Source organism: Streptomyces sp. NPDC111628 (assembly GCF_055635195.1).
Map to the genome: position 1 here is coordinate 757,618 of NZ_JBVKBZ010000004.1, position 20,322 is coordinate 777,939.

Consider the following 20,322-nt stretch of genomic DNA (forward strand, 5'->3'; position numbering starts at 1 on the left):
CGGCCCCGCCGCCTGCGCGGGACCGCCTGTGCCGGGCCATTGTCCCAGCGGACGCCACAATGGTCGGCATGAGGATCTCGGCGCGTGCGGACTACGCGGTACGGGCGGTACTGGAACTGGCCGTCCGGCAGGACGCTTCCCCGGTCAAGGCGGAGGACGTGGCAGCCGTCCAGGACATTCCGCACAAGTTTCTGGAGGGGATCCTCGGGGACCTCAGGCGCGGCGGCGTCGTGGAGAGCCGGCGCGGCGGGGGCGGCGGGTACCGGCTGGCGCGCGGGGCGTCGCAGATCACGGTGGCGGACGTGATCCGGGCGGTGGACGGCCCGATCGTCTCGGTGCGCGGGGAGCGGCCGACGGAGCTGGTGTACACGGGCACGGCGGGGCCCCTGCTGCCGCTGTGGGTGGCACTGCGTGCCAATGTGCGCAGGATCCTGGAGGGTGTGACGATCGCGGACCTCGCGGCGGACGCGCTGCCGGACCCGGTGCGGCAGCTGGCGGCGGAACCCGCGGCGTGGGAGAACCCGTAGGCCGTGGCCCGGGCGGCGGAGAACCCGCCGGCCCTCGGCCGGGTGGTGGGAACCGGCCGGTGTGAATGGCCGGGAGAGTGTCTGTCCGCCCCCGGCGGGGCTCCCTACGATGCGACCGTTCCGTGAATGTCATGTGCACACCATGTGTAGATGGCGGACGCATTCAACCACATCCACCCCCCACCGACCGGAATGGGAGACCCATGGCCACCGGCCTGCTCCTGAGCGGCACGATCGCCGCGCTCCTCACCTCCGTGCTGCCCGCGCAGCAGCACCAGTCCTCCGGCGGGTTCGAGGACCCGCCGCCGGACAAGATCGTCATCAAGGTCGCCACCGTGAACGGCTCCGGCTGTCCGCAGGGCACGGCGGCGGTCGCCGTCTCCGAGGACAACACGGCGTTCACCGTCACGTACAGCGACTACCTCGCCCAGGCGGGCGGCGACTCCGCGCCCACCGACTTCCGCAAGAACTGCCAGCTCAACCTGCTCGTCCACGTCCCGCAGGGCTTCACCTACGCCGTCGCCAGCGCGGACTACCGGGGCTTCGCCGCCCTCCAGCCCGGCGCCAGGGGCACCCAGCGGGCCTCGTACTACTTCCAGGGCTCCCCGAACACGGAGTACCGCACCCACCCCTTCGGCGGCCCCTACAACGACAACTGGCAGGCCACCGACAGCACCGACTGGGCGCAGCTGGTCTGGGCGCCGTGCGGGGTCCAGCGCAACTTCAACATCAACACCGAGCTGCGGGTGAGCACCGGGACCTCCGACCCCGACGAGGTGAGCTTCATGACCATGGACTCCACGGACGGTGACATCAGCACGGTGTACCACCTGGCGTGGAAGGAGTGCCCGGAGTCCTGACCGGGCCGCCGCGGGCCCCCGCCCAGGGGGTCACCTCGCGGCGGACGCGCCGTCCGGCCGGCACAGCAGCGGCTTGTCCAGCTCGGCGCAGGGGCGGTGGCCCTTGGAGCGGACGATGTCCTTGCCGACCTCGTCGGCGAGGTAGCGCAGGAAGCCCGCCGCCAAGGAGTCGGCCGGCGGCTCGCCGTAGGTGTAGGCGATCTCCGTCTGCCAGTACGGGTACGCCCCCTGGTCGGCGCCCTCCAGGGTGGCCGGGTAGCCGTCGATGCGGATCTGCCGGACGTCGTCGTGCGCGGCGGCGGCGCCGACCTCGCTGTGGCCCAGGGCCCCCGGGGTCGACGCCACCGTGTCCAGCAGTGTCCCGGTGCCGCCCACCTCGCAGCGGCCCGGCCGGTCGCGGTCGAGCCCCGCGCAGTCGGGCGTGGTGACCGCCGGCAGGGGGCGGCCGTCGAGGACCTGCTGTTCGAGCGTGGTCCGGGTGCCCGAGCCGGGGTTCCGGCTGACCAGATGGATGGGGACGTCGTTGCCGCCCACCTGGCTCCAGTCGGTGACGCGCCCGGCGTAGATGTCCCGTACCTGCTTCACGGACAGGTCCTCGACGCCTGCCTCCTTGTGCACGACCAGGGTGAACAGGGACAGCGCGACGGGCCTCGGCAGCAGCCGCGGGCGCCCGTCGGACTTCGGACCGTCGCTGAAGGTCAGTCTGTCGCCGAGGCCCCGGCCGTCCGGGAGCCCGGCGCCCGCGCCGGCGGCGGCAAGGGTGTCGAGCCCGTCGACGCTGCCCTTGAAGGAGGTGGCGGTGAGCGGGATGCGGGCGTCCGGGCAGGTCCGCTCGTACTGCTCCGCGGCCTCCCGCAGCACCGGTGCGAAGGCCGTGGAACCCGACAGGTGCAGGGTCCCGGCGGCGCAGTCCAGCGGCGCGGCGGCGTCCTCGCCCCCGGCCAGGGTGAACGCCGACTGGGTGGCGCTGACCAGGATGAGCGAGGCGAGCAGCCAGCGGACCTGGCGCGAGGCGAAGGGGTAGTACGCGGTCTTCCTGATGTTCCCGCCGCGCACCCCGCCGACGATCCCGGCGGTGACCTCGGGCTCGGGGAACTCGGGCTCGGTGAAGCCCTCCTCGCGGTCCAGGACCGCCAGGACCTTGTAGTGCGCCCGGCGGTTGAGGATCACCTTCGGCAGCTTGACGACCCGGCCGGTGGTCTCGAAGCCCTCGGCCCCCGGCACGAAGAAGGTGGGCGGCACCTGGGGGCTGCGCTCGGTGACGGTCATGCCCACGACGCGGCGGCCGGGGAAGGCGACGCGTATGCCCACCGGGTCGTTGGCGGGGGCGACGTAGTCGGCGGCGACGACGGGGCTCCAGCCGGCGTTCTCGATCCGCAGCAGGACGACCGAGGGGTCGCGCAGGTTCGTACCGTCCCACTGCATGCGCTGCAGCACCGTGGTGTCGGGCCCCGAGGCGGCCGAGTCCCGGATCGTGGTGTCCAACTGGACGCGGTAGCCGAGCCGTTTGCGGCCCGCCAGCACGAACTCCCACAGCGCGGCCGCCACGGGCACGGCCAGACCCAGGACGGCGGCCAAGGACCCCCAGGACAGACTCACGTCCGGCTCCCCCTCAGGACGGTGACACGGGAGGCCATGGTGGCGGGGGAGCGGCGCGAGGGGGCGCGGCTCCGGTGACTCCACGGTTCGAATTCACCCGCCGGTCACCTTCGACACCCGCAGTTTTCCGGACATCAACCGCCGTCGCCGCCCGGGGCATTGACGCGCAAGCGCTTCGATTCTAGGTTCCGTCACTGCGCCACGTCCGACATCGCGAATGTTGTTCGTGATACCGAACAGTACCGAACGGACAGGAGTCCCCCATGCGTCGCAGACGAGCCGCACTCCTCGCTCTCCCCACCGCAGCCCTGCTCGCCCTCCTCCCCTCCACGGCGTCGGCCTACCCGAACCCCGGCCGGGTCACCGGCTCCGTCGTCACCCACGACCCGACGATGATCCGCACCTCGTCCGGGCAGTACCGGCTCTACGCCACCGGCGGCGGCATCAGCAGCAAGGCGTCCTCGGACCGCACCGCCTTCTCCGCGGGCGCCGACGCCTTCGGCTCCCGGCCCGGCTGGTGGTCGCGGTACTCGTCCGTCCCGGAGGCCTGGGCGCCGGACATCTCGTACCACGGCGGCAAGTACCTCATGTACTACTCCGTCTCGTCCTTCGGCTCCAACACCTCCGCCATCGGCCTCGCGGGCTCCACCACCGGAGCGCCGGGCAGCTGGAGCGACTACGGCATCGTCCACACGTCGAACTCCGCAAGCGACTACAACGCCATCGACCCGAACCTCTTCGTCGACGACGACGGCACGTGGTGGCTCTCCTTCGGCAGTTGGTGGACCGGCATCAAGATGATCCGGATCGACCCGGCCACCGGCAAGCAGCTCGCCTCCGACACCGCCCGCCGCTCCCTCGCCTCCCGCCCGACCGGCAGCAAGGCCGTCGAGGCCCCGTACGTCGTCAAGCGGAACGGGTACTACTACCTCTTCGCCTCCTACGACACCTGCTGCGCCGGCACCAGCTCCACCTACAAGGTGAAGGTCGGCCGGGCGACGAGCGTCACCGGACCCTACCGGGACCGCAACGGCGTCGCGATGACGGCGGGCGGCGGGACACCGGTGCTGGAGTCGCACGGCAGCGTCATCGGTCCCGGCGGTCAGTCGATCATGAACGACGTGGACGGCGACCTGATCGTCTACCACTACTACGACGGCAACGACAACGGCACGCCCAAGCTCGGCATCAACCTCCTGGACTGGAGCAGCGGCTGGCCCGTGGCGTACTGAGCCGCCCGCCGGTACCCACGCGCGCGCCGGCCCCGGTCGTCACTCCGGGTCGTCGTGGCCCCGAAGGTGCAGTGAGCGGAGGGCCACCTCGATGGCGAAGCGGTGGTCGGGGTCGGCGAGCCGGTCGCCCAGGTAGGCGTCCAGGGTCCGCAGGCGGTAGCGCACGGTCTGCGCGTGCACGCCCAGCAGCTCGCCGACCTGCTCCGCGGGCGCCCGGGTGGACACGTGCACGCGCAGGGTCTCCACCAGCCGGTCGCGCCGCCGGGCCGGCAACTCGTCGAGCGGGGCCAGTTCACGGGCCGCGACCCGGTCGACCAGGGCGGAGTCGGACAGCAGCCACAGGGTCGTCAGATGATCCTCGCAGCGGATCAGCGGGGCGTCGGGTATGACATCGTCGTCAACGAGCTGCAGCACCCGGCGCGCCCAGCGGACGGAGTCGGCGGCCTGGCCGACCGGCACGGTCAGGCCCACCGCGGCGCGGGTGCCGGCCAGGGCCGTGCGGATCATGTCGAGGCGGGCGGGGGTGAGGTCCCCGGGCACCAGCAGGTGCGGCTGCGGTATGTCGAGGTCGGCGAGGACGTCCCGGTCGAGCCCCGCCTGGATGTGCTCCGGCGCCGGAGGGTCCAGCGCGACCAGGAAGCAGGACCGGGGCAGCTCCCAGGCGGCGGCCTTGCACAGTTCGGAGACGGCCGTCCGGGGCAGCGGCGAGGCGGCGAGCAGGAAGTGCAGTAACTGTCTTCGTAACGCGGACTCCTCGGAGGCGGCCCGCTCCCGGACCTCCGCGTAGCCCTCGCGGGTGATCGCCTCCAGCTCCTCGACGTAGGCGAAGAGGGCGTCGGCGAAGGCGAGGATCAGCGCGGGGGAGAGGCTGTACTGCCGGCCCAGTGTCTTGGCCCGGCGCAGCGCGATACGGGCGCCGAGCCGGTAGGCGCCCTGCAGGACCTCCAGGTCCCGGCCCTCGTAGGCCTCCACCCGGCCGAACCTGCGCAGCAGTTCGTCCCGCAGCTCCGAACTGCTGGAGGGGTCGGCCACCCGGTCCACGAAGGCGGTCAGCGCCTGCTCGACGCCCTGGCGGATCGCGTCCCCGTCCGGGCCGTTGAGCAGCCTGCCGTACACCGGATAGCTGCGGGTGACCTCGGTGCGTATCTCGTTCAGCAGCCCCGGGAGCAGCGGACGCATGAAGGCCGCGAACTTCTTGGGGAGGGGGTCGAGCGGTTCACCGAGCACCGAAGGACGCGCGATTGAGGGCATGAGTGATCCCTTGCCGTCGACATGTCCGGTGGGGTGGGCCGACCGGGCCCCGCCCTCGGCGGGCGGAGCCTGGACCGGTCCACTGGGCGTTCACCGGTCTGGCAAAGCTGAAGGTAAATCAACTTTGTTGTGTTGTACATCTCTTGGGGAGGAATCGTGTCCCGGTTGTGTGTGCCTTTGGCTGTTACTCGACGGCGGAGTGCCAGTTCTCGGCCAGGACCTTGCCGGCGTCGGGGACGACGGTCCCGGGGGCGTTGAGCCCGGTGAGGTGGGTCCGGGTGTCGTTCAGGGTGACACTGTTGTTCCCGGCGGCGGAGGGCAGCCCGGTCTTCGCGTTCACCGCGAGGTTGATCAGACCGACGTTCAGGCCGCAGCCGGTGGCGCCGGGCACCGCGAAGGTGCTGTCGTTCTGGGTGGCGCCGGTGAGGTTGATCCGGCTCATCTCGCCGGCCGCGTCCGCGGTGCCGTCACCCTGGAAGAAGGTCATGCCGAACTCGGGGTAGTTGCGGTTCTCCGGGCGCAGCACGATCGGGTTGGCGGCCGTCCCGATGTAGCAGTTGTCGCCGAGCAGCGGGTTCTCCAGGTGGATGCGGACCGGCAGGGCGACGATGGGCAGGTCGGTGAGGACGCCCGCGGTCTGGTCGAAGGCGTAGGGCGCGCCGGCCGACTCCATGGTCGCGGTGATCTTGTTGAGGCTGGAGTTCTCCAGCGACTCGCAGATGCCCGTGATGACGAATATGTCGCTCGGGCACATCAGACCGAGCAGCCCGCCGGGCACGGTGGCGGGCTCGGCGACCAGCGCGCCGGAGGCGGGGGCGACCACGCTGCTGGTGCCGTCCGCGTTCTGGACGATGCCCATCTGGAGGTTGGTTCTGCCCGTCGTCACCGTGGTGTCGCCCAGTTTGATGGAGCCGCTCGCCGAGGTGGACACCACGCACTGCGGGGTCTTCTCGAAGCCGTCGGCCGCCAGCATCGCGGGGGCGTCCACGGGGCAGCGGGTGAAGGGGGCCCACTCGCCGTTCAGCGCCGGGTCGGCGGCGGTCGCCGTGCCCAGCGAGGCGAAGGCGCCGAGCGCGGTCAGCGCGGACACGGTGGCGAGCCGGGTGCGGGTGGAGATCGGGCGCATGGTGGTGGCCTTTCGGGGAGTCGGGGCGGGGCGGGTCAGTGCTCGGCGACGGGGATCTCGTAGGGCTGGAGGTCCTCGGTGCACTGGCCTTCGTTGGTCGGGCTCGGGAACACGGGGGCGGCGATCGCGCACGTCTGGCCCTGGACCTGCTTGATCAGGTTGCCGGGACCGGAGACGGAGGCGGTGAGCAGGCGGTCGAGATCCTCGCCGTCGGTGCCGCAGCCGGTGAAGGCGGGGATGGTGGCCTCGCCGGACAGCACGCCGCCGCTCAGGAGCAGGTAGCCGGTGGCCGGCTGGCCGATGAGCAGCTCGCCCCGGCCGTACAGCACCAGGTGGTCACCGGGGAAGTTCGCGGGGTCCGGGTCCTCGGAGATGAGGGACGTCTCGGTCCGGCACTCGGAACCGACGTCCAGGGGTGTCCCGTTGACCTCCAGATCCAGTACGTGCAGGACCAGTGGGGCCCGGACATAGGTGTCCGTGGTCGTGGAGAAGTCGGTCATGCTCATCTTCATGCGGGAGTCGATCCGCATGGTGTCCGTCTGCTCCAGCACCATGGTGGCCTTCACCGGGGCGAAGTCGAAGGACAGGAAGGTCGCTTCGAAGGGTGGAGTCTGCCTGCGCTCCTGGTAGTGGAAGTTCGCGTACGACAGGGTGTCGAAGATCAGGTAGTTCGGGTCGGGGGGCCCGGGCACGGGAATGCCCTGTTCGATCAGCACGCAGGAGGGCGGGAGGTAGGCCGCTCCCTTCATCTTGTTCACGTTGGCGTAGCCGGTGACGTACGCGTTGAGTGACACGTCCGTGGGCGGATGCTGCTCGTCGTAGCGGCAGGGTGGGACGTCGTCGCGGTCCGCCGCGGCGCCCGGCGTGTTCTCCAGCACCTCCGGCGACCGCTCGGACTGGCGCTCCTTCGCCTGGCTCCCCGGGGTCTCCGGCTGCCCGTCCCCGGCCGGGTCCGAGGACGACGCGGATCCGGACGGGGAGGGCGAGCCGCTCGCCCCGGACCCGCCCGCGCCGACCGGTACGGTCGCCAGCAGACCCTGCTCCGGCGCGTCCTCGGCGAGGGTGCAGTCGACGGTCAGCGAGCCGGGGTCCGCGGTGGCCGGGTCCGCCGCCCCGAGCGCCAGGTCGATCGCGAGGGCGCCGGCGGAGAACGTCAGGTCGCCGTCGCTCCGGCCGGCCACCGAGGGGACGTCTCCCCGCGTCACCAGCGTCAGCGGTCCCGACCCGGGCAGCGCGACGGGCTCGGCGCTGCCCCGCCAGGTCGCCGCTGCCGTGGCCGCGTTCTGGGCGACGCCGACGGCGAGCCGGGTGGCCGCCCGCACCTCAGCCGCGTCGCGAGCGGTGAGGTCCGCGACCGCCTCCGCCGGGAGTTCGACGGTGGTGGTGACGTCGGACGGCGTGAACGCCTCGCCCGCCTCGGCCCGTTCGGGGAACTCCGCCGAGACCCGCACCGTCGCGGGCACTTGCCCCGAGGGCAGGGTGCAGACGTAGGGGAGTTCCGCCTCGACCTCCTGGGTGCCCGAGGCCGAGGCGGTGGTGGGGACCAGGGCGGCGAGCACCACGAACGCGGCGATCGACGTGGTCCGGGCACGGGCCCGGGACGGCCGCGGGGCGGCGGCTGACGTGGCTTTCATGCGACTCCGCTCGGATGGCTCGGACGGGTGGCCGGTCTTCCCGGGGCCCGGCGTCCGGCCCGCGAACGCCCGGCCGGGGTGCCGGCCGGGCGGAGGCGAGCCGTCGGACGCCTAGGCGGGCGGGTTCGAGCCGACGATGGTCGGAATGACGCCGGTGCCCGTCTCGGTGACGGCGTAGTTGCCCTTGAAGGTGGGCTTGGTGGTGGGGGTGACGATCGCACCGCAGTTGACCGGGTTGCTGACCGTCAGTTCGCCGGCGGTGCTGTTGACCGCCAGGACACCGGTGGAGTTGGTGTAGGTGGCCGAGGCCTGGCCCGACACCGTGAACTTGCAGGCGCCGGCGGTCACGTTGGCCACCACGCTGCCGACGTAGCCCGTGGTGACACCGGTGGAGGCGTCGTAGTCCACCGCGACGACGTCCCAGGGGGTGACCGACGTGGTGGTGACGTTGCCCAGGACACTGGTGCACGGCGCGCCGGACGCGCCGAAGTTCATCGTGTCGATGTCGGCGACGTTCCCGGGGTTGCCGGTGGTGCTCTCCATGCTCCCGTCCGCGGTCGAGACCGTGCAGGTCATCGGGATGGTCGCGGTCAGCACGATGTTGCCGACGTTCACGGCCTCGAAGTCGGCCGGCGACGGGTTGACGGTCCACACCGTGGAGGGCACCGCCGAGGACGGGGCGGCGGCAAGACCCAGCGCCGACGCGGCCGCACACACCACGAGGGCCGACCTTCTCATGCTCTTCTTCATGACTCGGACTCTCCTTGAGGGTTGACCGGATTGGGCCGTGACGTTACTCGTCGGAAACATAGCCGAACAATGCGGCCGTCCATGATTCTTTGAAAAGTGGAACAAGCTGTTTCCGGGGTGAGTGAAACGCGATTCGGCTTAGTCATCCGATGCCAAGGTCGAACCGTTCGGCTCGCGGTGCTCCCGCCCCGTCACCGTCGCACGCAAGGGGGTTCCGTTACTCATCCGATGACAAGTTGCCGATGGGTTCTTGTGACTTCCCTGACAGGTTCCGGATGGCCGAAGTCGGTATCCCGGAAAACTCCGGAACCGGTGTTGCCCGCCGAGGTTACTCGGCCGTAACGTGCCGGTGCGGTGCTCGGTTCCAGGTCGGTGGCCCCCGTCGGCCGGAGCCATGGCGGACGCGTTTTGGCCCACCCTCCATCGGGCCGGGGTGTCCGCCGGCGGGGTCCCGCGGGATCCACACCCCCCGGAACCGCGAGACCCTGCCCTGTCTCCCCGGAGACAAGTGCGGGGCGGGGAGGTTGTCAGCGCGGTGACAAGTTCCGCGGGGGCGCCGGAGATCCGTGCCGCACCCGTTGTCAGTGCGCTTCGGGGCGACTTAACGTGCGGGCCCGCAGCGCGTATCCGATTGGCGTCCGCTGGAGGTGATATGGGAATCGAAGTAGTGGTCGAGGGCCTGACCAAGTCCTTCGGTAAGCAGAGCATCTGGCGGGACGTGTCACTCACTCTTCCGGCGGGAGAGGTCAGCGTGATGCTGGGCCCGTCCGGAACCGGTAAGACCGTTTTCCTCAAGTCGCTCATCGGGCTGCTCAAACCCGAGAAGGGCCGTGTCCTCATCAACGGGGTGGACATGGTGAACAGTCCGGAAAGAGACATCTACGAGACCCGGAAACTCTTCGGCCTCATGTTCCAGGACGGCGCCCTCTTCGGGTCCATGTCCCTTTTCGACAACATCGCCTTCCCGCTGCGCGAGCACACCCGCAAGAAGGAGTCCGAGATCCGCCGCATCGTCATGGAGCGGATCGAGGTCGTCGGGCTGCTGGGCGCGGAGGGAAAGCTTCCCGGAGAGATCAGCGGAGGCATGCGCAAGCGGGCGGGACTGGCCCGCGCGCTCGTCCTCGACCCGCAGATCATCCTGTGCGACGAACCGGACTCCGGCCTCGACCCGGTCCGCACCGCCTACATCTCCCAGCTGCTGATCGACCTGAACGCGCAGCTCGACGCGACGATGCTGATCGTCACCCACAACCTCGACATCGCCGCCACGGTGCCGGACAACATGGGGATGCTCTTCCTGCGCGAACTCGTCACCTTCGGCCCGCGCGAGGTGCTGCTCACCAGCGAGGAGCCGGTCGTATCCCAGTTCCTGGGCGGCCGGCGCGAGGGCCCCATCGGGATGTCCGAGGAGAAGGACGCGGCCACCCTCGCCGCCGAGGCGGACGCCGCCCCCGCGGCCCCCGCCGCACCCCGGGAGATCGTGCCGCAGCTGGAGCCGTCGCCGGGCCTGCCGCCGCGGCAGGCCGTCGCCCGCCGGCGCAAGCGTGTCATGGGCATGATCGACTCGTTGCCGCCCGCCGCGCGGTCCGCCATCCGGGACACCTACGCGAAGAGTTCCGAGGCGGCCACCCTGCCGATGCCCGCCGCCGGGAGCGGCGCGTGATCACCGGCGCGCTGCGGCAGACCGGGCGGCTCTTCGCGCTCGCGGCGGAAGTCGTCCGGGCCGTCTTCCGAAGACCCTTCCAGTTCCGCGAGTTCGTCGAGCAGTTCTGGTTCGTCGCCAGCGTGACCATCCTGCCCGCCGCCCTGGTCTCGATCCCCTTCGGAGCCGTCATCGCGCTCCAGGTCGGCTCCCTGACCGAGCAGCTCGGCGCCCAGTCGTTCACCGGCGGCGCCAGCGTCCTCGCCGTCGTCCAGCAGGCCAGCCCGCTCATCGTCGCGCTGCTCATCGCGGGCGCCGGTGGCTCGGCGATCTGCGCCGACCTCGGCTCCCGCAAGATCCGCGAGGAACTCGACGCCATGGAGGTCATGGGCGTCTCCCCCGTGCAGCGGCTGGTCGTGCCCCGGGTGCTGGCCGCGATGGGCGTCGCGGTCCTGCTCAACGGGCTGGTCTCGGTCGTCGGCATCCTCGGCGGCTACTTCTTCAACGTCATCATGCAGGGCGGCACTCCCGGCGCGTACCTCTCCAGCTTCTCCGCCCTCGCCCAGCTGCCCGACCTGTACATCAGCGAACTCAAGGCGCTGATCTTCGGGTTCATCGCGGGCATCGTCGCCGCCTACCGGGGCCTCAACCCGCGCGGCGGCCCCAAGGGCGTCGGCGACGCCGTCAACCAGTCCGTCGTCATCACGTTCCTGCTGCTCTTCTTCGTCAACATGGTGATGACGGCCGTCTACCTCCAGATCGTCCCGCCGAAGGGAGGCTGAGGTCCGATGGCCTCCCCGCTCGTCTGGCTCGACCGCTCCGGCGACCAACTGCTCTTCTACGTCCGGGCCCTGCTGTGGGTCCCGCGGACCCTGCGCCGCTACCTCAAGGAGGTGCAGCGCCTCCTCGCGGAGGTGGCCTTCGGCTCCGGCGGCCTCGGCGTCATCGGCGGCACCATCGGCGTGATGATCGCGATGACGCTCTTCACCGGGACCGTCGTCGGAATCCAGGGCTACGCGGCCCTCGACCAGATCGGCACGGCCGCGTTCACCGGCTTCGTCTCCGCCTACTTCAACACCCGCGAGATCGCGCCCCTCGTCGCCGGACTCGCCCTCTCCGCGACCGTCGGGGCCGGCTTCACCGCCCAGCTCGGCGCGATGCGCATCAACGAGGAGGTCGACGCGCTGGAGGGCATGGGCATCCGCTCCATGCCCTACCTCGTCACCACCCGCATCATCGCCGGCGTCGTCGCCATCATCCCGCTCTACGCGATCGGGCTGCTCTCCTCCTTCCTGGCCTCCCGCTACGTGACCGTCCTGTTCAACGGGCAGTCCCGGGGGACCTACGACCACTACTTCAACCTCTTCCTCTCCCCGACGGACGTGCTGCTCTCCGTCCTGAAGGTGCTGATCTTCAGCGTGATGGTGATCGTCGCCCACTGCTACTACGGCTACCGCGCCTCCGGCGGCCCGGCCGGTGTCGGCGTCGCCGTCGGCCGGTCGGTGCGCAACGCCATCGTGCTGATCAGCGTCACCGACTTCTTCCTGTCGCTGGCCCTGTGGGGCGCGACCACGACCGTGAAGGTGGCGGGGTGAGATGAGCGGACCGGAAGGACACACACTGCGCCGCCGGCTCGCCGGGGTCGTGTTCGTGCTGGTGCCCGCCCTGCTGATCTGGCTGGCCGTCGCCGTCTACGACAAGAAGTTCACCGACTCCGACCCGGTGGTCGTCGAGACCGGCAGCGCCGGCAACCAGATGCACCCCGGCGCCGAGGTGAAGCTGCGCGGCGTCGTCGTCGGCGAGGTCCGCGCCATCGACGCCACCGGCGAAGGAGCCCGGCTCACCCTCGCTCTGAAGCCCGGCGCGCTGGACGACGTACCGTCCGACGTCCGCGCGCAGATGCTGCCCACCACCCTGTTCGGCGAGCGGTTCGTCGCCCTCGTACCGCCCGCGAACCCCTCGCCCGAGCCCCTGGCGGCCGGGGCCGTCGTCCCCCAGGACCGGTCCGCGAACGCCATCGAGCTCCAGCAGGTGCTCGACGACGTCCTGCCGATGCTCACCGCCGTCCAGCCGCAGAAGCTCTCCGCGACCCTGTCCGCCGTCTCGCAGGCCCTCGAAGGCCGCGGGGAGCGGCTCGGCGACACGCTCACCCTGCTGGACGAGCACCTGGCGGAGTTCAACCCCAACCTGCCCGCCCTCAACCGTGACCTCAAGGAACTCGTGAAGGTCAGCCATGTCTACGCGGACGCCGCGCCCGACATCATCACGGCGCTCACCGACTTCACCACCACCAGCGGCACCCTCGCCGAGCAGGAGGCGGAACTCGCCGCCACCCTCGGGGCCACCACCCGGACGGCCGAGGACGTGACGGCCTTCCTGCACAAGAACAAGGACAACATCATCCGGCTCGGCGACACCAGCCGCCCCACCCTGGAACTGCTCGCCGAGTACTCCCCGGCCTTCCCCTGCACCCTGCGCACCCTCGCCGAGTTCGTGCCGGCCATGGACAAGGCGCTCGGCAAGGGCACCGACCGGCCCGGCATCCACGTCGACGTCACCAGCGTCGCCTCGCGCGGCGCCTACCGGCCCGGCCGCGACACCCCGGTGTACGACTCCGGCGGCGGGCCCCGCTGCCCCTCCGTGCCCTATCTCGGCGCCCTGCCCCGGCCCACCGCCCGGGCCGCCTCCCCGGCGGCCGAGCAGGACCTCGGGCCCGCCAACTCCCCGCAGGAGAACGACCTCGTCAACGAACTCCTCGCCCCCGCCGCCGGGAAGAGCCCCGGCGACCTGCCCGACTGGAGCAGCCTGCTCGTCGGCCCCGTCTACCGCGGTACGGAGGTGACCCTCGGATGACCGGCGCCGACCACGCGCACACCCGGCGCCGTCCGCTGACCGGACCGCTGGTCAAGTCCCTCGTCTTCGTGGTGGTCACCGCCCTCGCCACCACCGTGCTCGGCCTGAGCGTGGCCGGCACCAGTGTCGACTCCGGCACCGGCACCGGCACCTACAAGGCCCTGTTCACCGACGTCACCGGGCTCGTCGACGGAGACAGCGTGCGGATCTCCGGGGTGACGGTCGGCGAGGTGACCGACGTACGCGTCGTCGACCGGCGCACCGCGCAGGTCACCTTCACCGTCCGCGACGACCGCACGCTGCCCCGCTCGACCACCGCCGCCGTGAAGTACCTCAACATGGTCGGCCAGCGCTACGTCTCGCTCGGCCGCGGCAGCGGCGACCTCACCGGCACCCTCCCGGACGGCGGCACCGTCCCGCTGGAGCGCACCACGCCCGCGCTCGACCTGACCCTGCTCTTCAACGGCTTCAAGCCGCTGTTCGAGGGCCTCTCCCCGAAGGACGTCAACGAACTCGCCGGGTCGATCGTGCAGGTGCTCCAGGGCGAGGGCGCCACCGTCGACAGCCTGATCCGCCACGTCGGCTCGCTCGGCACGACCGTCGCCGCCAAGGACAAGGTGATCGGCGAGGTCGTCGAGAACCTCACCACCGTCCTGGACACCCTCAACGACCGCGAGGACGGCTTCGACGACCTCGTGGTCACCCTCCAGAAGCTCGTCACCGGCTTCAACCAGGACCGCAAACCCCTCGGCGAGGCCGTCGCCGCCATGGGCGACCTGACCACCGTCACCGCGGGACTCCTCGAGGACGGACGCGCCCCCCTCAAGAAGGACATCCGCGAACTGGGCCGGCTCTCGGCGGGCCTCGGCGAACACACCCCGCAGATCGAGGACTTCCTGGAGAAGAGCCCCGCCAAGATGTCCGCCCTGGCCCGCCTGTCCTCCTACGGCTCGTGGTTCAACCTCTACCTCTGCGAGGCGCGCGTGAGCGGAGTGACCACCTCCGACGGCTCGAAGCCGCCGACCGGCATCGCGATCACCGAATCGAGGTGCCGCGGATGACGCGCTCACGCGGGAAGCCGCTGGTCAAGCCGGTCAAGGAGCGCAACCCGGTCGCCGTCGGCGTCGCCGGACTGCTCGTCCTCACCCTGATCGCCCTCCTCGTCTACAACGTCGACCGGCTGCCGTTCGGCGGCGGCACCACCTACAGCGCCGACTTCTCCGAGTCCGCCGGTCTCGACGAGGGCGACGAGGTGCGCATCGCCGGCGTCAAGGTCGGCCAGGTCACCGGCGTCGCGCTCGACGGCGCCAAGGTCAAGGTCACCTTCGAGGTCGAGGACGCCTGGCTCGGCGACCGGACGACCGCCGCCATCGCCATCAAGACCGTCCTCGGCGACAAGTACCTGGCGCTCGACCCGCTCGGCTCCGGCCGCCAGGACCCCGGCGCCCGCATCCCGCTCGCCCGCACCACCTCCCCCTACGACGTGACCCAGGCCTTCCAGGACCTCAGCGGCACCGTCGACGACATCGACACCGGACGGCTCGCGGAGAGTTTCGCGACCATCTCCGACACCTTCAAGGACTCCCCGCCGCACGTGCGCAAGGCGGCCACCGGCCTGTCCGACCTGTCGAAGTCGATCTCGAAGCGCGACGCGAAGCTCTCCGAACTCCTCAAGGGCAGCGCGCGGTTCACCAAGACGCTGGAGAACAACAAGTCCAGCTTCGAGACCCTCATCGAGGACGGCGGCCCGCTGCTCGGCGAACTCCGCGACCGGCGCACCGCCATCAGTGCCCTGCTCAAGGGCAGCCAGGACCTCGGCACCGAACTCGGCGGCCTCGTCAAGGACAACGAGAAGCAGCTCGGCCCCACCCTCAAGGCGCTCGGCCGGGTCACCAGCGTCCTGGAGAAGAACAACACCCAGCTCGGCGAGACCCTCGCGCTGGTCGGCCCGTACTACCGCCTGGTCGGCAACACCCTGGGCAACGGCCGCTGGTTCGACAGCTACCTGTGCGGCGTCGTGCCCCGCGACTACCTGCCCGAGACCTCCCAGCCCTCGACCGGATGCCTGCCGCCGAAACAGCCCGCGGCGGCCCAGGGGAGCGGTGCGTGATGACCCGACGCCGAAAGATCCTCACCGGGGTGCTCGCCCTCGTGGTGCTCGCCGCCGGCGGCCTGGTCGCCGCCCGGGTCCTCGAAGCCGACGGCACCCGCGTCACCGCGTACTTCGACCGCGCCATCGGCGTCTACGCCGGGTCCGACCTGCGCATCCTCGGGGTGCGCGTCGGCGAGGTGGAGTCGGTGGACCCCGAGGGCACCAGGGTCCGCGTCGGCCTCCGCCTGGACGACGGGATCAAGGTCCCCAGGGACGCGCGGGCCGTCGTCGTCGCGCCGAGCGTCGTCGCCGACCGCTACGTGCAGCTCACCCCCGCCTACCGCAAGGGCCCCGCCCTCGCCGACGGCGCCGTACTGCCCGCCTCCCGCAACCACGTCCCCGTCGAGATCGACCAGATCTACGACTCCATCACCGACCTCGGCGAAGCCCTCGGCCCGGACGGCGCCAACTCCGACGGCGCCCTGTCCGAACTGCTGAAGACCGGCGCCGACAACCTCGACGGCAACGGCGAGGCCATCGGCGACAGCGTCGAGGAGTTCGGCAAGGCCGCCAAGACCCTCGACGGCAGCAGCGGCGATCTGTTCAAGACGCTCAGCAGCCTCCAGACCTTCACCACCATGCTGAAGAACAAGGACACCGGCGTGCGCACCGCCCAGGAACGCCTGGACGAGGTCGTCAGCTTCTTCGCCGACAACAAGGACGACCTCACCGGGGCCCTGGAGGAGCTCGGCAAGGCCCTCGGCCAGGTCAAGACCTTCATCGAGGACAACCGGGGCGAGCTGAAGAAGAACGTCGACCGGCTCGTCCCCATCACGCGGACCCTGGTCGAGCAACGCGCCTCGCTGGCCGAGGCGCTGGACGTGGCACCGCTGGCCGCAGACAACGTCGTGAACGCCTACAACCCCGACACCCGCACCCTCGACGGCCGCGCCAACCTCAACGAGATCAGCAGCGGCGGCCCGCTGCTGCCGCTGCCCGTGGCCGGGACGGAGAAGGGGGACGGGCGATGAGGCGCGCAACGCTGCCCAGGGGCCGGGTGGCCGGACTCACCGCCGGCGGACTGGTCGCCGTCGGACTCGCCCTCGCCCTGACCGTCGGCGGGGTCACCGTCGTACCGAGCGGCTTCGACGGCATCGAGGACCTGCCGCTGCCCGGCGGCGCGGACCTCGGCGACCACCCCTACACCGTCACCGCGGAACTCCAGGACGTGCTCAGCCTCGTCCCGCACTCCGCGGTACGGGTCAACGACGTCGCCGTCGGCCGGATCACCGGCATCGAGCTCGGCGAGGACGACTGGTCGGCCCGCGTCACCATGGAGATCAACGGCGAGGTGCGGCTGCCCGCCGACGCCACCGCGCGGCTCGAACAGTCCAGCCTGCTGGGCGAGAAGTACGTCCAGCTGGTCGCGCCCGCCAAGGAGACCGGAACCGGCCGGCTGACCGACGGGAGCGTCATCCCGCTGGCCCGCACCAGCCGCAACACCGAGGTCGAGGAGGTGTTCGGCGCGCTGTCCCTGCTGCTCAACGGCGGCGGCGTCAACCAGCTCAAGACCATCACCCGGGAGCTCAACGCCGCGCTCGGCGGCCGTGAACCCGAGGTCCGCTCGATGCTGAAACGGGTCAACACCCTGGTGGGCGACCTCGACGACCATCGCGGAGACATCACCGACGCCCTCGACGCCGTCAACCGGCTCTCCTCCACCCTCGCCACCCGCAAGGACGACGTCGGCACCGTCCTCACCGACCTCTCGCCCGGGCTGAAGACGCTGGAGAAGCAGCGCGGTTCCCTGCTGACCATGCTGCGCTCCCTCGACACGCTGTCCGGCGTCGCCGTCTCCACCATCAACGCGAGCAAGGACGACATGATCGCCGACCTCAAGGCCGTCGCACCGACGCTGAGGGCCCTGGCCGACGCGGGCACGGACCTGCCCGACTCGCTCCAGGTGCTGCTGACGTACCCGTTCACCGACGAGGTGCTGCGCGGGGTGAAGGGCGACTACCTCAACACCTATCTGAGCATGGTCGCCGTGCCCGGGACCGAGGTGATCCCGCCGCTGGTGGACGGGGGCACGCCCGGCCCGTCCCCGTCCACGACCCTGATGGAGGACGACGGGGCGGGCGCGGCCGCGAAGCAGCGGTCCTCGGGGAAGCGGTCCTCGGGGAAGCCGGGCTCCGCCTCGCCGCTGCCGCTGCCCTCCGTGTCCGCGTCCGGAGGTGAACACGGGTGATCACCCTCGCCGTACGGCTGAAGAACCTCGCCTTCCTCCTCATCGCCGTCCTCGCCCTCTCCTTCCTCGGCATCCGCTACGCCGACCTGGGCCGCTATGTGGGCGTCGCCGACTACTACACCGTGGACGTACAACTCCCGCGCACCGGCGGACTGTTCACCCACTCCGACGTGACCTACCGGGGCGTCTCGGTGGGCCGCGTCGGCCCGATCGACCTCACCGCCGAGGGCGTCGTCGCCGAACTCCGCATCAAGAAGTCCGCGCCCCGCATCCCCGCCGACACCAAGGCCGTGGTCGCCGGGCTCTCCGCCGTCGGCGAGCAGTACATCGACCTGCGGCCCGAGAGCGACGGCTCCCCCTACCTCGCCGACGGCACCCGCATCGAACAGACCGACACCGAGGTGCCCGCCCCCGTTACCGACGTCCTCACCAGCGTCGACGACCTCGTGAGCTCGGTCCCGCTGGAGGACCTGCGCACGGTCGTCGACGAGTTCGGCAAGGCCTTCGAAGGACACGGCGACGACCTCCAGGTGCTGCTCGACAGCGGCAGCGACTTCGTCGAGGCCGCCGACCGCGCCCTGCCGTCCACCACCCTGCTCATCAACGACGGCGAGACCGTCCTGCGCACCCAGGCCCAGGAGGCGCGGGCCATCCGCGACTTCGCCGTCGGCGCGAAGGACCTGGCCGCCGCGCTCAAGGGCTCCGACGCCGACCTGCGCCGCCTGCTCGCCGTCACCCCCGAGGCCGCCACCCAGGTCAGCGGCCTGCTGCGGGACCTCGACCCGAGCCTCGGCGTCGTCCTCGCCAACCTCCTGACCACCTCCGAGGTCGCCGTCACCCGGCAGCGCGGCATCGAGGAACTCCTCGTGAAGTACCCGGCGGCCGTCTCCGCCGGTGCCACCGCCGTCGACGGCGGCAAGCTGGACCTCGGCCTGGCCGTCACCTTCTTCAGCCCCCTGCCCTGCACCGACGGCTACGGCACCACCCGCTACCGCAACGGCCTCGACCTCGGCACCGCGCCCGCCCTCAACACCGACGCCGCCTGCACCGCCCCGGCGTCGGGCGGGAAGAACGTGCGCGGCTCGGCCAACGCCCCGAAGGGCGGCGCGGTCCCCGACCCGGCCACACCCGGCTCCCTGCCCTCGGGCAGCGGCCGGACCACCCCGGCCGGGGGCGGCCCCCCGGCGCTCCCCGGCGCGCTCGCCCTGCCGGGACAGAGCGGTGAGGCACCGGCCGACCTGACGGACCTGCTCGCCCCGGCCGCCGGGAGTGCGCGATGAGGCGGCCCCGGATCCTCGCCGGAGCGGGGCTCGCGCTGGCCCTCGGCCTGTGCGGCACCGGCGCGTGGACGTACGCGCAGGCCCGCACCGACGACGGGCTCGCGTACGGGCGGGAGCGGGACGAGGCGCTCGCCGACGGGCGCGAGGGCATCGCCGTACTCACCACGCTCGACGCGTCCACCCGGCAGCGGGCGGAGCGGAGCATCGGGGACTGGCGCGCGGTCTCCACGGGGCCGTTGCGCAAGGAACTCGGCGACACCGAGGCGGCGGCCGGGACCTCGGCGCGCGGCACCGTCACCGAGGCCGCCGTCACCGCGCTCGACACACGGTCGGGCACGGCCAAGCTCATCGCCACCGTGCGCGTCGAGGTCACCCCCGGCGGGGCGAAGAAGCCGTCCACCGACCGCAAGCGCCTGGAGGCGGTGCTGGCCCGCACGGGCGAGGGGGAGTGGAAGGTACGGGCACTGAGCGCCGTACCGGTGGCGCAGGAGAAGGGGGAGGAGTGATGACACCGACGTGGTTGCTGCGCAGGACCGCTCCGCCGGAGCCCGGCACGGAGACGGCCCCGGACACGGCCCCGGCCCCGGACACGGACACCGGCCCCGCGGACGCGCCCGCCGAGACGGACGCGCCCGCCGAGACCGCCTCGGCCGACGCGCCCGCCGGAGACGCGACGGTCGAGAAGCGCGGGCGCAACGGGCGTCTGCGGAGGGCGGCGCTGGCCGGGACTGCCGCGGTCCTCGTCCTCGGCGGCTGCGGATTCTTCTACGCGGCCCACCAGCTGCGGTCCGCCGCACCCGCCCGGAACCAGGCGCTCACCGACACCGAGGCCACCTCCCGCGTCGCGGGCGAGGTCGGCAACGCCCTCGCCCGGATCTTCTCCTACACCCCGGACGGCACCGCGGCCGCCGAACGCTCCGCGAGGACCGTCCTCGACGGCCGCGCCGCCCGCCAGTACGAGACCCTCTTCGCCCGGGTCCGCGACGACCTCACCGAGCAGCGCGTCACCCTGAGCACCCGGGCCGTGCGCACCGGAGTGATCGAACTCGACGGCGACCGGGCCCGCCTGCTGGTCTTCCTCGACCAGACCGCCCACCGAGACACGGGCAAGGGCAAGGGCAAGGGCGACGCCGGGGCCACCACCGCGGCGGCCCAGCTCACCGTCACCGCACGGCTCGACGACGACCGTTGGCGGATCGTCGACATCAAGGCCCGCTGACCATGCGCG

The 20,322-nt window shown here is 71.5% G+C and carries 18 protein-coding genes and 1 pseudogene; 14 read left to right on the forward strand and 5 right to left on the reverse strand.

What is annotated here, in order from left to right:
* Positions 1-68: 68 nt before the first annotated feature.
* Together ACZ7MF_RS25335 and ACZ7MF_RS25340 are read left to right on the forward strand one after the other, a co-directional pair.
* Positions 69-527 (forward strand): RrF2 family transcriptional regulator, encoded by a 459-nt coding sequence (locus ACZ7MF_RS25335; protein ID WP_471479974.1) that lies wholly within the window; start codon positions 69-71, stop codon positions 525-527.
* Between the two features lie 203 nt (positions 528-730).
* Positions 731-1,387: a DUF4360 domain-containing protein gene (locus ACZ7MF_RS25340; RefSeq protein ID WP_471479976.1), complete on the forward strand. Its 657-nt coding sequence runs from the start codon at positions 731-733 to the stop codon at positions 1,385-1,387.
* 30 nt (positions 1,388-1,417) lie between these two features.
* Here the strand turns inward: ACZ7MF_RS25340 and ACZ7MF_RS25345 are convergent, their stop codons facing one another.
* On the reverse strand, positions 1,418-2,986 hold the full coding sequence (locus tag ACZ7MF_RS25345; protein ID WP_471479978.1) for a substrate-binding domain-containing protein: 1,569 nt from the start codon (positions 2,984-2,986) through the stop codon (positions 1,418-1,420).
* A 263-nt stretch (positions 2,987-3,249) separates the two neighbouring features.
* On the opposite strand from ACZ7MF_RS25345, the gene ACZ7MF_RS25350 reads away from it, so the two are divergent.
* On the forward strand, positions 3,250-4,218 hold the full coding sequence (locus ACZ7MF_RS25350) for an arabinan endo-1,5-alpha-L-arabinosidase (RefSeq protein WP_471479980.1): 969 nt from the start codon (positions 3,250-3,252) through the stop codon (positions 4,216-4,218).
* A gap of 39 nt (positions 4,219-4,257) precedes the next feature.
* Here ACZ7MF_RS25350 and ACZ7MF_RS25355 read toward each other — a convergent pair whose 3' ends face one another.
* The 4 genes from ACZ7MF_RS25355 to ACZ7MF_RS25370 form a co-directional block, all read right to left on the reverse strand.
* Entirely contained in the window at positions 4,258-5,469 is a 1,212-nt protein-coding gene (locus tag ACZ7MF_RS25355; protein WP_471479981.1) for a PucR-like N-terminal domain-containing protein, read from the reverse strand.
* Positions 5,470-5,653: 184 nt separating this feature from the next.
* A complete protein-coding gene (locus tag ACZ7MF_RS25360) occupies positions 5,654-6,595 on the reverse strand; it encodes a hypothetical protein (RefSeq protein WP_471479983.1) in 942 nt (313 codons plus the stop codon).
* Positions 6,596-6,630: 35 nt separating this feature from the next.
* Positions 6,631-8,229 (reverse strand): DUF6801 domain-containing protein, encoded by a 1,599-nt coding sequence (locus tag ACZ7MF_RS25365; protein ID WP_471479985.1) that lies wholly within the window; start codon positions 8,227-8,229, stop codon positions 6,631-6,633.
* Positions 8,230-8,340: 111 nt separating this feature from the next.
* The gene (locus ACZ7MF_RS25370) at positions 8,341-8,979 is read right to left on the reverse strand and encodes a hypothetical protein (RefSeq protein WP_471479987.1); all 639 of its coding nucleotides are present in this window, start codon (positions 8,977-8,979) and stop codon (positions 8,341-8,343) included.
* Positions 8,980-9,631: 652 nt separating this feature from the next.
* On the opposite strand from ACZ7MF_RS25370, the gene ACZ7MF_RS25375 reads away from it, so the two are divergent.
* The 11 genes and pseudogenes from ACZ7MF_RS25375 (at position 9,632) to ACZ7MF_RS25425 (ending at position 20,313) form a co-directional block, all read left to right on the forward strand.
* Positions 9,632-10,642 (forward strand): ABC transporter ATP-binding protein, encoded by a 1,011-nt coding sequence (locus tag ACZ7MF_RS25375; protein WP_471479989.1) that lies wholly within the window; start codon positions 9,632-9,634, stop codon positions 10,640-10,642.
* An 11-nt stretch (positions 10,643-10,653) separates the two neighbouring features.
* Positions 10,654-11,403, forward strand: a pseudogene (locus ACZ7MF_RS25380) (MlaE family ABC transporter permease); the annotation flags it as partial.
* A 6-nt stretch (positions 11,404-11,409) separates the two neighbouring features.
* Entirely contained in the window at positions 11,410-12,216 is an 807-nt protein-coding gene (locus ACZ7MF_RS25385; protein WP_115741938.1) for an MlaE family ABC transporter permease, read from the forward strand.
* A 1-nt stretch (position 12,217) separates the two neighbouring features.
* Positions 12,218-13,474 carry an MCE family protein gene (locus ACZ7MF_RS25390; protein ID WP_471479991.1) on the forward strand — a complete coding sequence of 419 codons (1,257 nt, stop codon included), beginning with the start codon at positions 12,218-12,220 and terminating at the stop codon, positions 13,472-13,474.
* Positions 13,471-14,535 (forward strand): MCE family protein, encoded by a 1,065-nt coding sequence (locus ACZ7MF_RS25395; RefSeq protein WP_471479992.1) that lies wholly within the window; start codon positions 13,471-13,473, stop codon positions 14,533-14,535. Before ACZ7MF_RS25390 ends, ACZ7MF_RS25395 begins: the two co-directional genes overlap by 4 nt.
* Entirely contained in the window at positions 14,532-15,584 is a 1,053-nt protein-coding gene (locus tag ACZ7MF_RS25400; protein WP_471479994.1) for an MCE family protein, read from the forward strand. The genes ACZ7MF_RS25395 and ACZ7MF_RS25400 overlap by 4 nt, the downstream gene beginning before the upstream one ends.
* Complete coding sequence (locus ACZ7MF_RS25405) at positions 15,584-16,597, forward strand: MCE family protein (protein WP_471479996.1); 1,014 nt, start codon at positions 15,584-15,586, stop codon at positions 16,595-16,597. Before ACZ7MF_RS25400 ends, ACZ7MF_RS25405 begins: the two co-directional genes overlap by 1 nt.
* Entirely contained in the window at positions 16,594-17,814 is a 1,221-nt protein-coding gene (locus ACZ7MF_RS25410) for an MCE family protein (RefSeq protein ID WP_471479997.1), read from the forward strand. The genes ACZ7MF_RS25405 and ACZ7MF_RS25410 overlap by 4 nt, the downstream gene beginning before the upstream one ends.
* A complete protein-coding gene (locus tag ACZ7MF_RS25415) occupies positions 17,811-19,094 on the forward strand; it encodes an MlaD family protein (RefSeq protein WP_471479999.1) in 1,284 nt (427 codons plus the stop codon). Before ACZ7MF_RS25410 ends, ACZ7MF_RS25415 begins: the two co-directional genes overlap by 4 nt.
* Positions 19,091-19,600 carry a hypothetical protein gene (locus tag ACZ7MF_RS25420; RefSeq protein ID WP_471480001.1) on the forward strand — a complete coding sequence of 170 codons (510 nt, stop codon included), beginning with the start codon at positions 19,091-19,093 and terminating at the stop codon, positions 19,598-19,600. The genes ACZ7MF_RS25415 and ACZ7MF_RS25420 overlap by 4 nt, the downstream gene beginning before the upstream one ends.
* The gene (locus ACZ7MF_RS25425; protein WP_471480003.1) at positions 19,600-20,313 is read left to right on the forward strand and encodes a hypothetical protein; all 714 of its coding nucleotides are present in this window, start codon (positions 19,600-19,602) and stop codon (positions 20,311-20,313) included. The genes ACZ7MF_RS25420 and ACZ7MF_RS25425 overlap by 1 nt, the downstream gene beginning before the upstream one ends.
* Positions 20,314-20,322 lie beyond the last annotated feature (9 nt).

What these genes read in the sequence shown, in the direction of transcription:
- ACZ7MF_RS25335 (WP_471479974.1), top strand. Translation starts at nt 69, where the DNA reads ATGAGGATCTCGGCGCGTGCGGACTACGCGGTACGGGCGGTACTGGAA.
- ACZ7MF_RS25340 (WP_471479976.1), top strand. Translation starts at nt 731, where the DNA reads ATGGCCACCGGCCTGCTCCTGAGCGGCACGATCGCCGCGCTCCTCACC.
- ACZ7MF_RS25350 (WP_471479980.1), top strand. Translation starts at nt 3,250, where the DNA reads ATGCGTCGCAGACGAGCCGCACTCCTCGCTCTCCCCACCGCAGCCCTG.
- ACZ7MF_RS25355 (WP_471479981.1), bottom strand. Translation starts at nt 5,469, where the DNA reads ATGCCCTCAATCGCGCGTCCTTCGGTGCTCGGTGAACCGCTCGACCCC.
- ACZ7MF_RS25360 (WP_471479983.1), bottom strand. Translation starts at nt 6,595, where the DNA reads ATGCGCCCGATCTCCACCCGCACCCGGCTCGCCACCGTGTCCGCGCTG.
- ACZ7MF_RS25365 (WP_471479985.1), bottom strand. Translation starts at nt 8,229, where the DNA reads ATGAAAGCCACGTCAGCCGCCGCCCCGCGGCCGTCCCGGGCCCGTGCC.
- ACZ7MF_RS25370 (WP_471479987.1), bottom strand. Translation starts at nt 8,979, where the DNA reads ATGAAGAAGAGCATGAGAAGGTCGGCCCTCGTGGTGTGTGCGGCCGCG.
- ACZ7MF_RS25375 (WP_471479989.1), top strand. Translation starts at nt 9,632, where the DNA reads ATGGGAATCGAAGTAGTGGTCGAGGGCCTGACCAAGTCCTTCGGTAAG.
- ACZ7MF_RS25385 (WP_115741938.1), top strand. Translation starts at nt 11,410, where the DNA reads ATGGCCTCCCCGCTCGTCTGGCTCGACCGCTCCGGCGACCAACTGCTC.
- ACZ7MF_RS25390 (WP_471479991.1), top strand. Translation starts at nt 12,218, where the DNA reads ATGAGCGGACCGGAAGGACACACACTGCGCCGCCGGCTCGCCGGGGTC.
- ACZ7MF_RS25395 (WP_471479992.1), top strand. Translation starts at nt 13,471, where the DNA reads ATGACCGGCGCCGACCACGCGCACACCCGGCGCCGTCCGCTGACCGGA.
- ACZ7MF_RS25400 (WP_471479994.1), top strand. Translation starts at nt 14,532, where the DNA reads ATGACGCGCTCACGCGGGAAGCCGCTGGTCAAGCCGGTCAAGGAGCGC.
- ACZ7MF_RS25405 (WP_471479996.1), top strand. Translation starts at nt 15,584, where the DNA reads ATGACCCGACGCCGAAAGATCCTCACCGGGGTGCTCGCCCTCGTGGTG.
- ACZ7MF_RS25410 (WP_471479997.1), top strand. Translation starts at nt 16,594, where the DNA reads ATGAGGCGCGCAACGCTGCCCAGGGGCCGGGTGGCCGGACTCACCGCC.
- ACZ7MF_RS25420 (WP_471480001.1), top strand. Translation starts at nt 19,091, where the DNA reads ATGAGGCGGCCCCGGATCCTCGCCGGAGCGGGGCTCGCGCTGGCCCTC.
- ACZ7MF_RS25425 (WP_471480003.1), top strand. Translation starts at nt 19,600, where the DNA reads ATGACACCGACGTGGTTGCTGCGCAGGACCGCTCCGCCGGAGCCCGGC.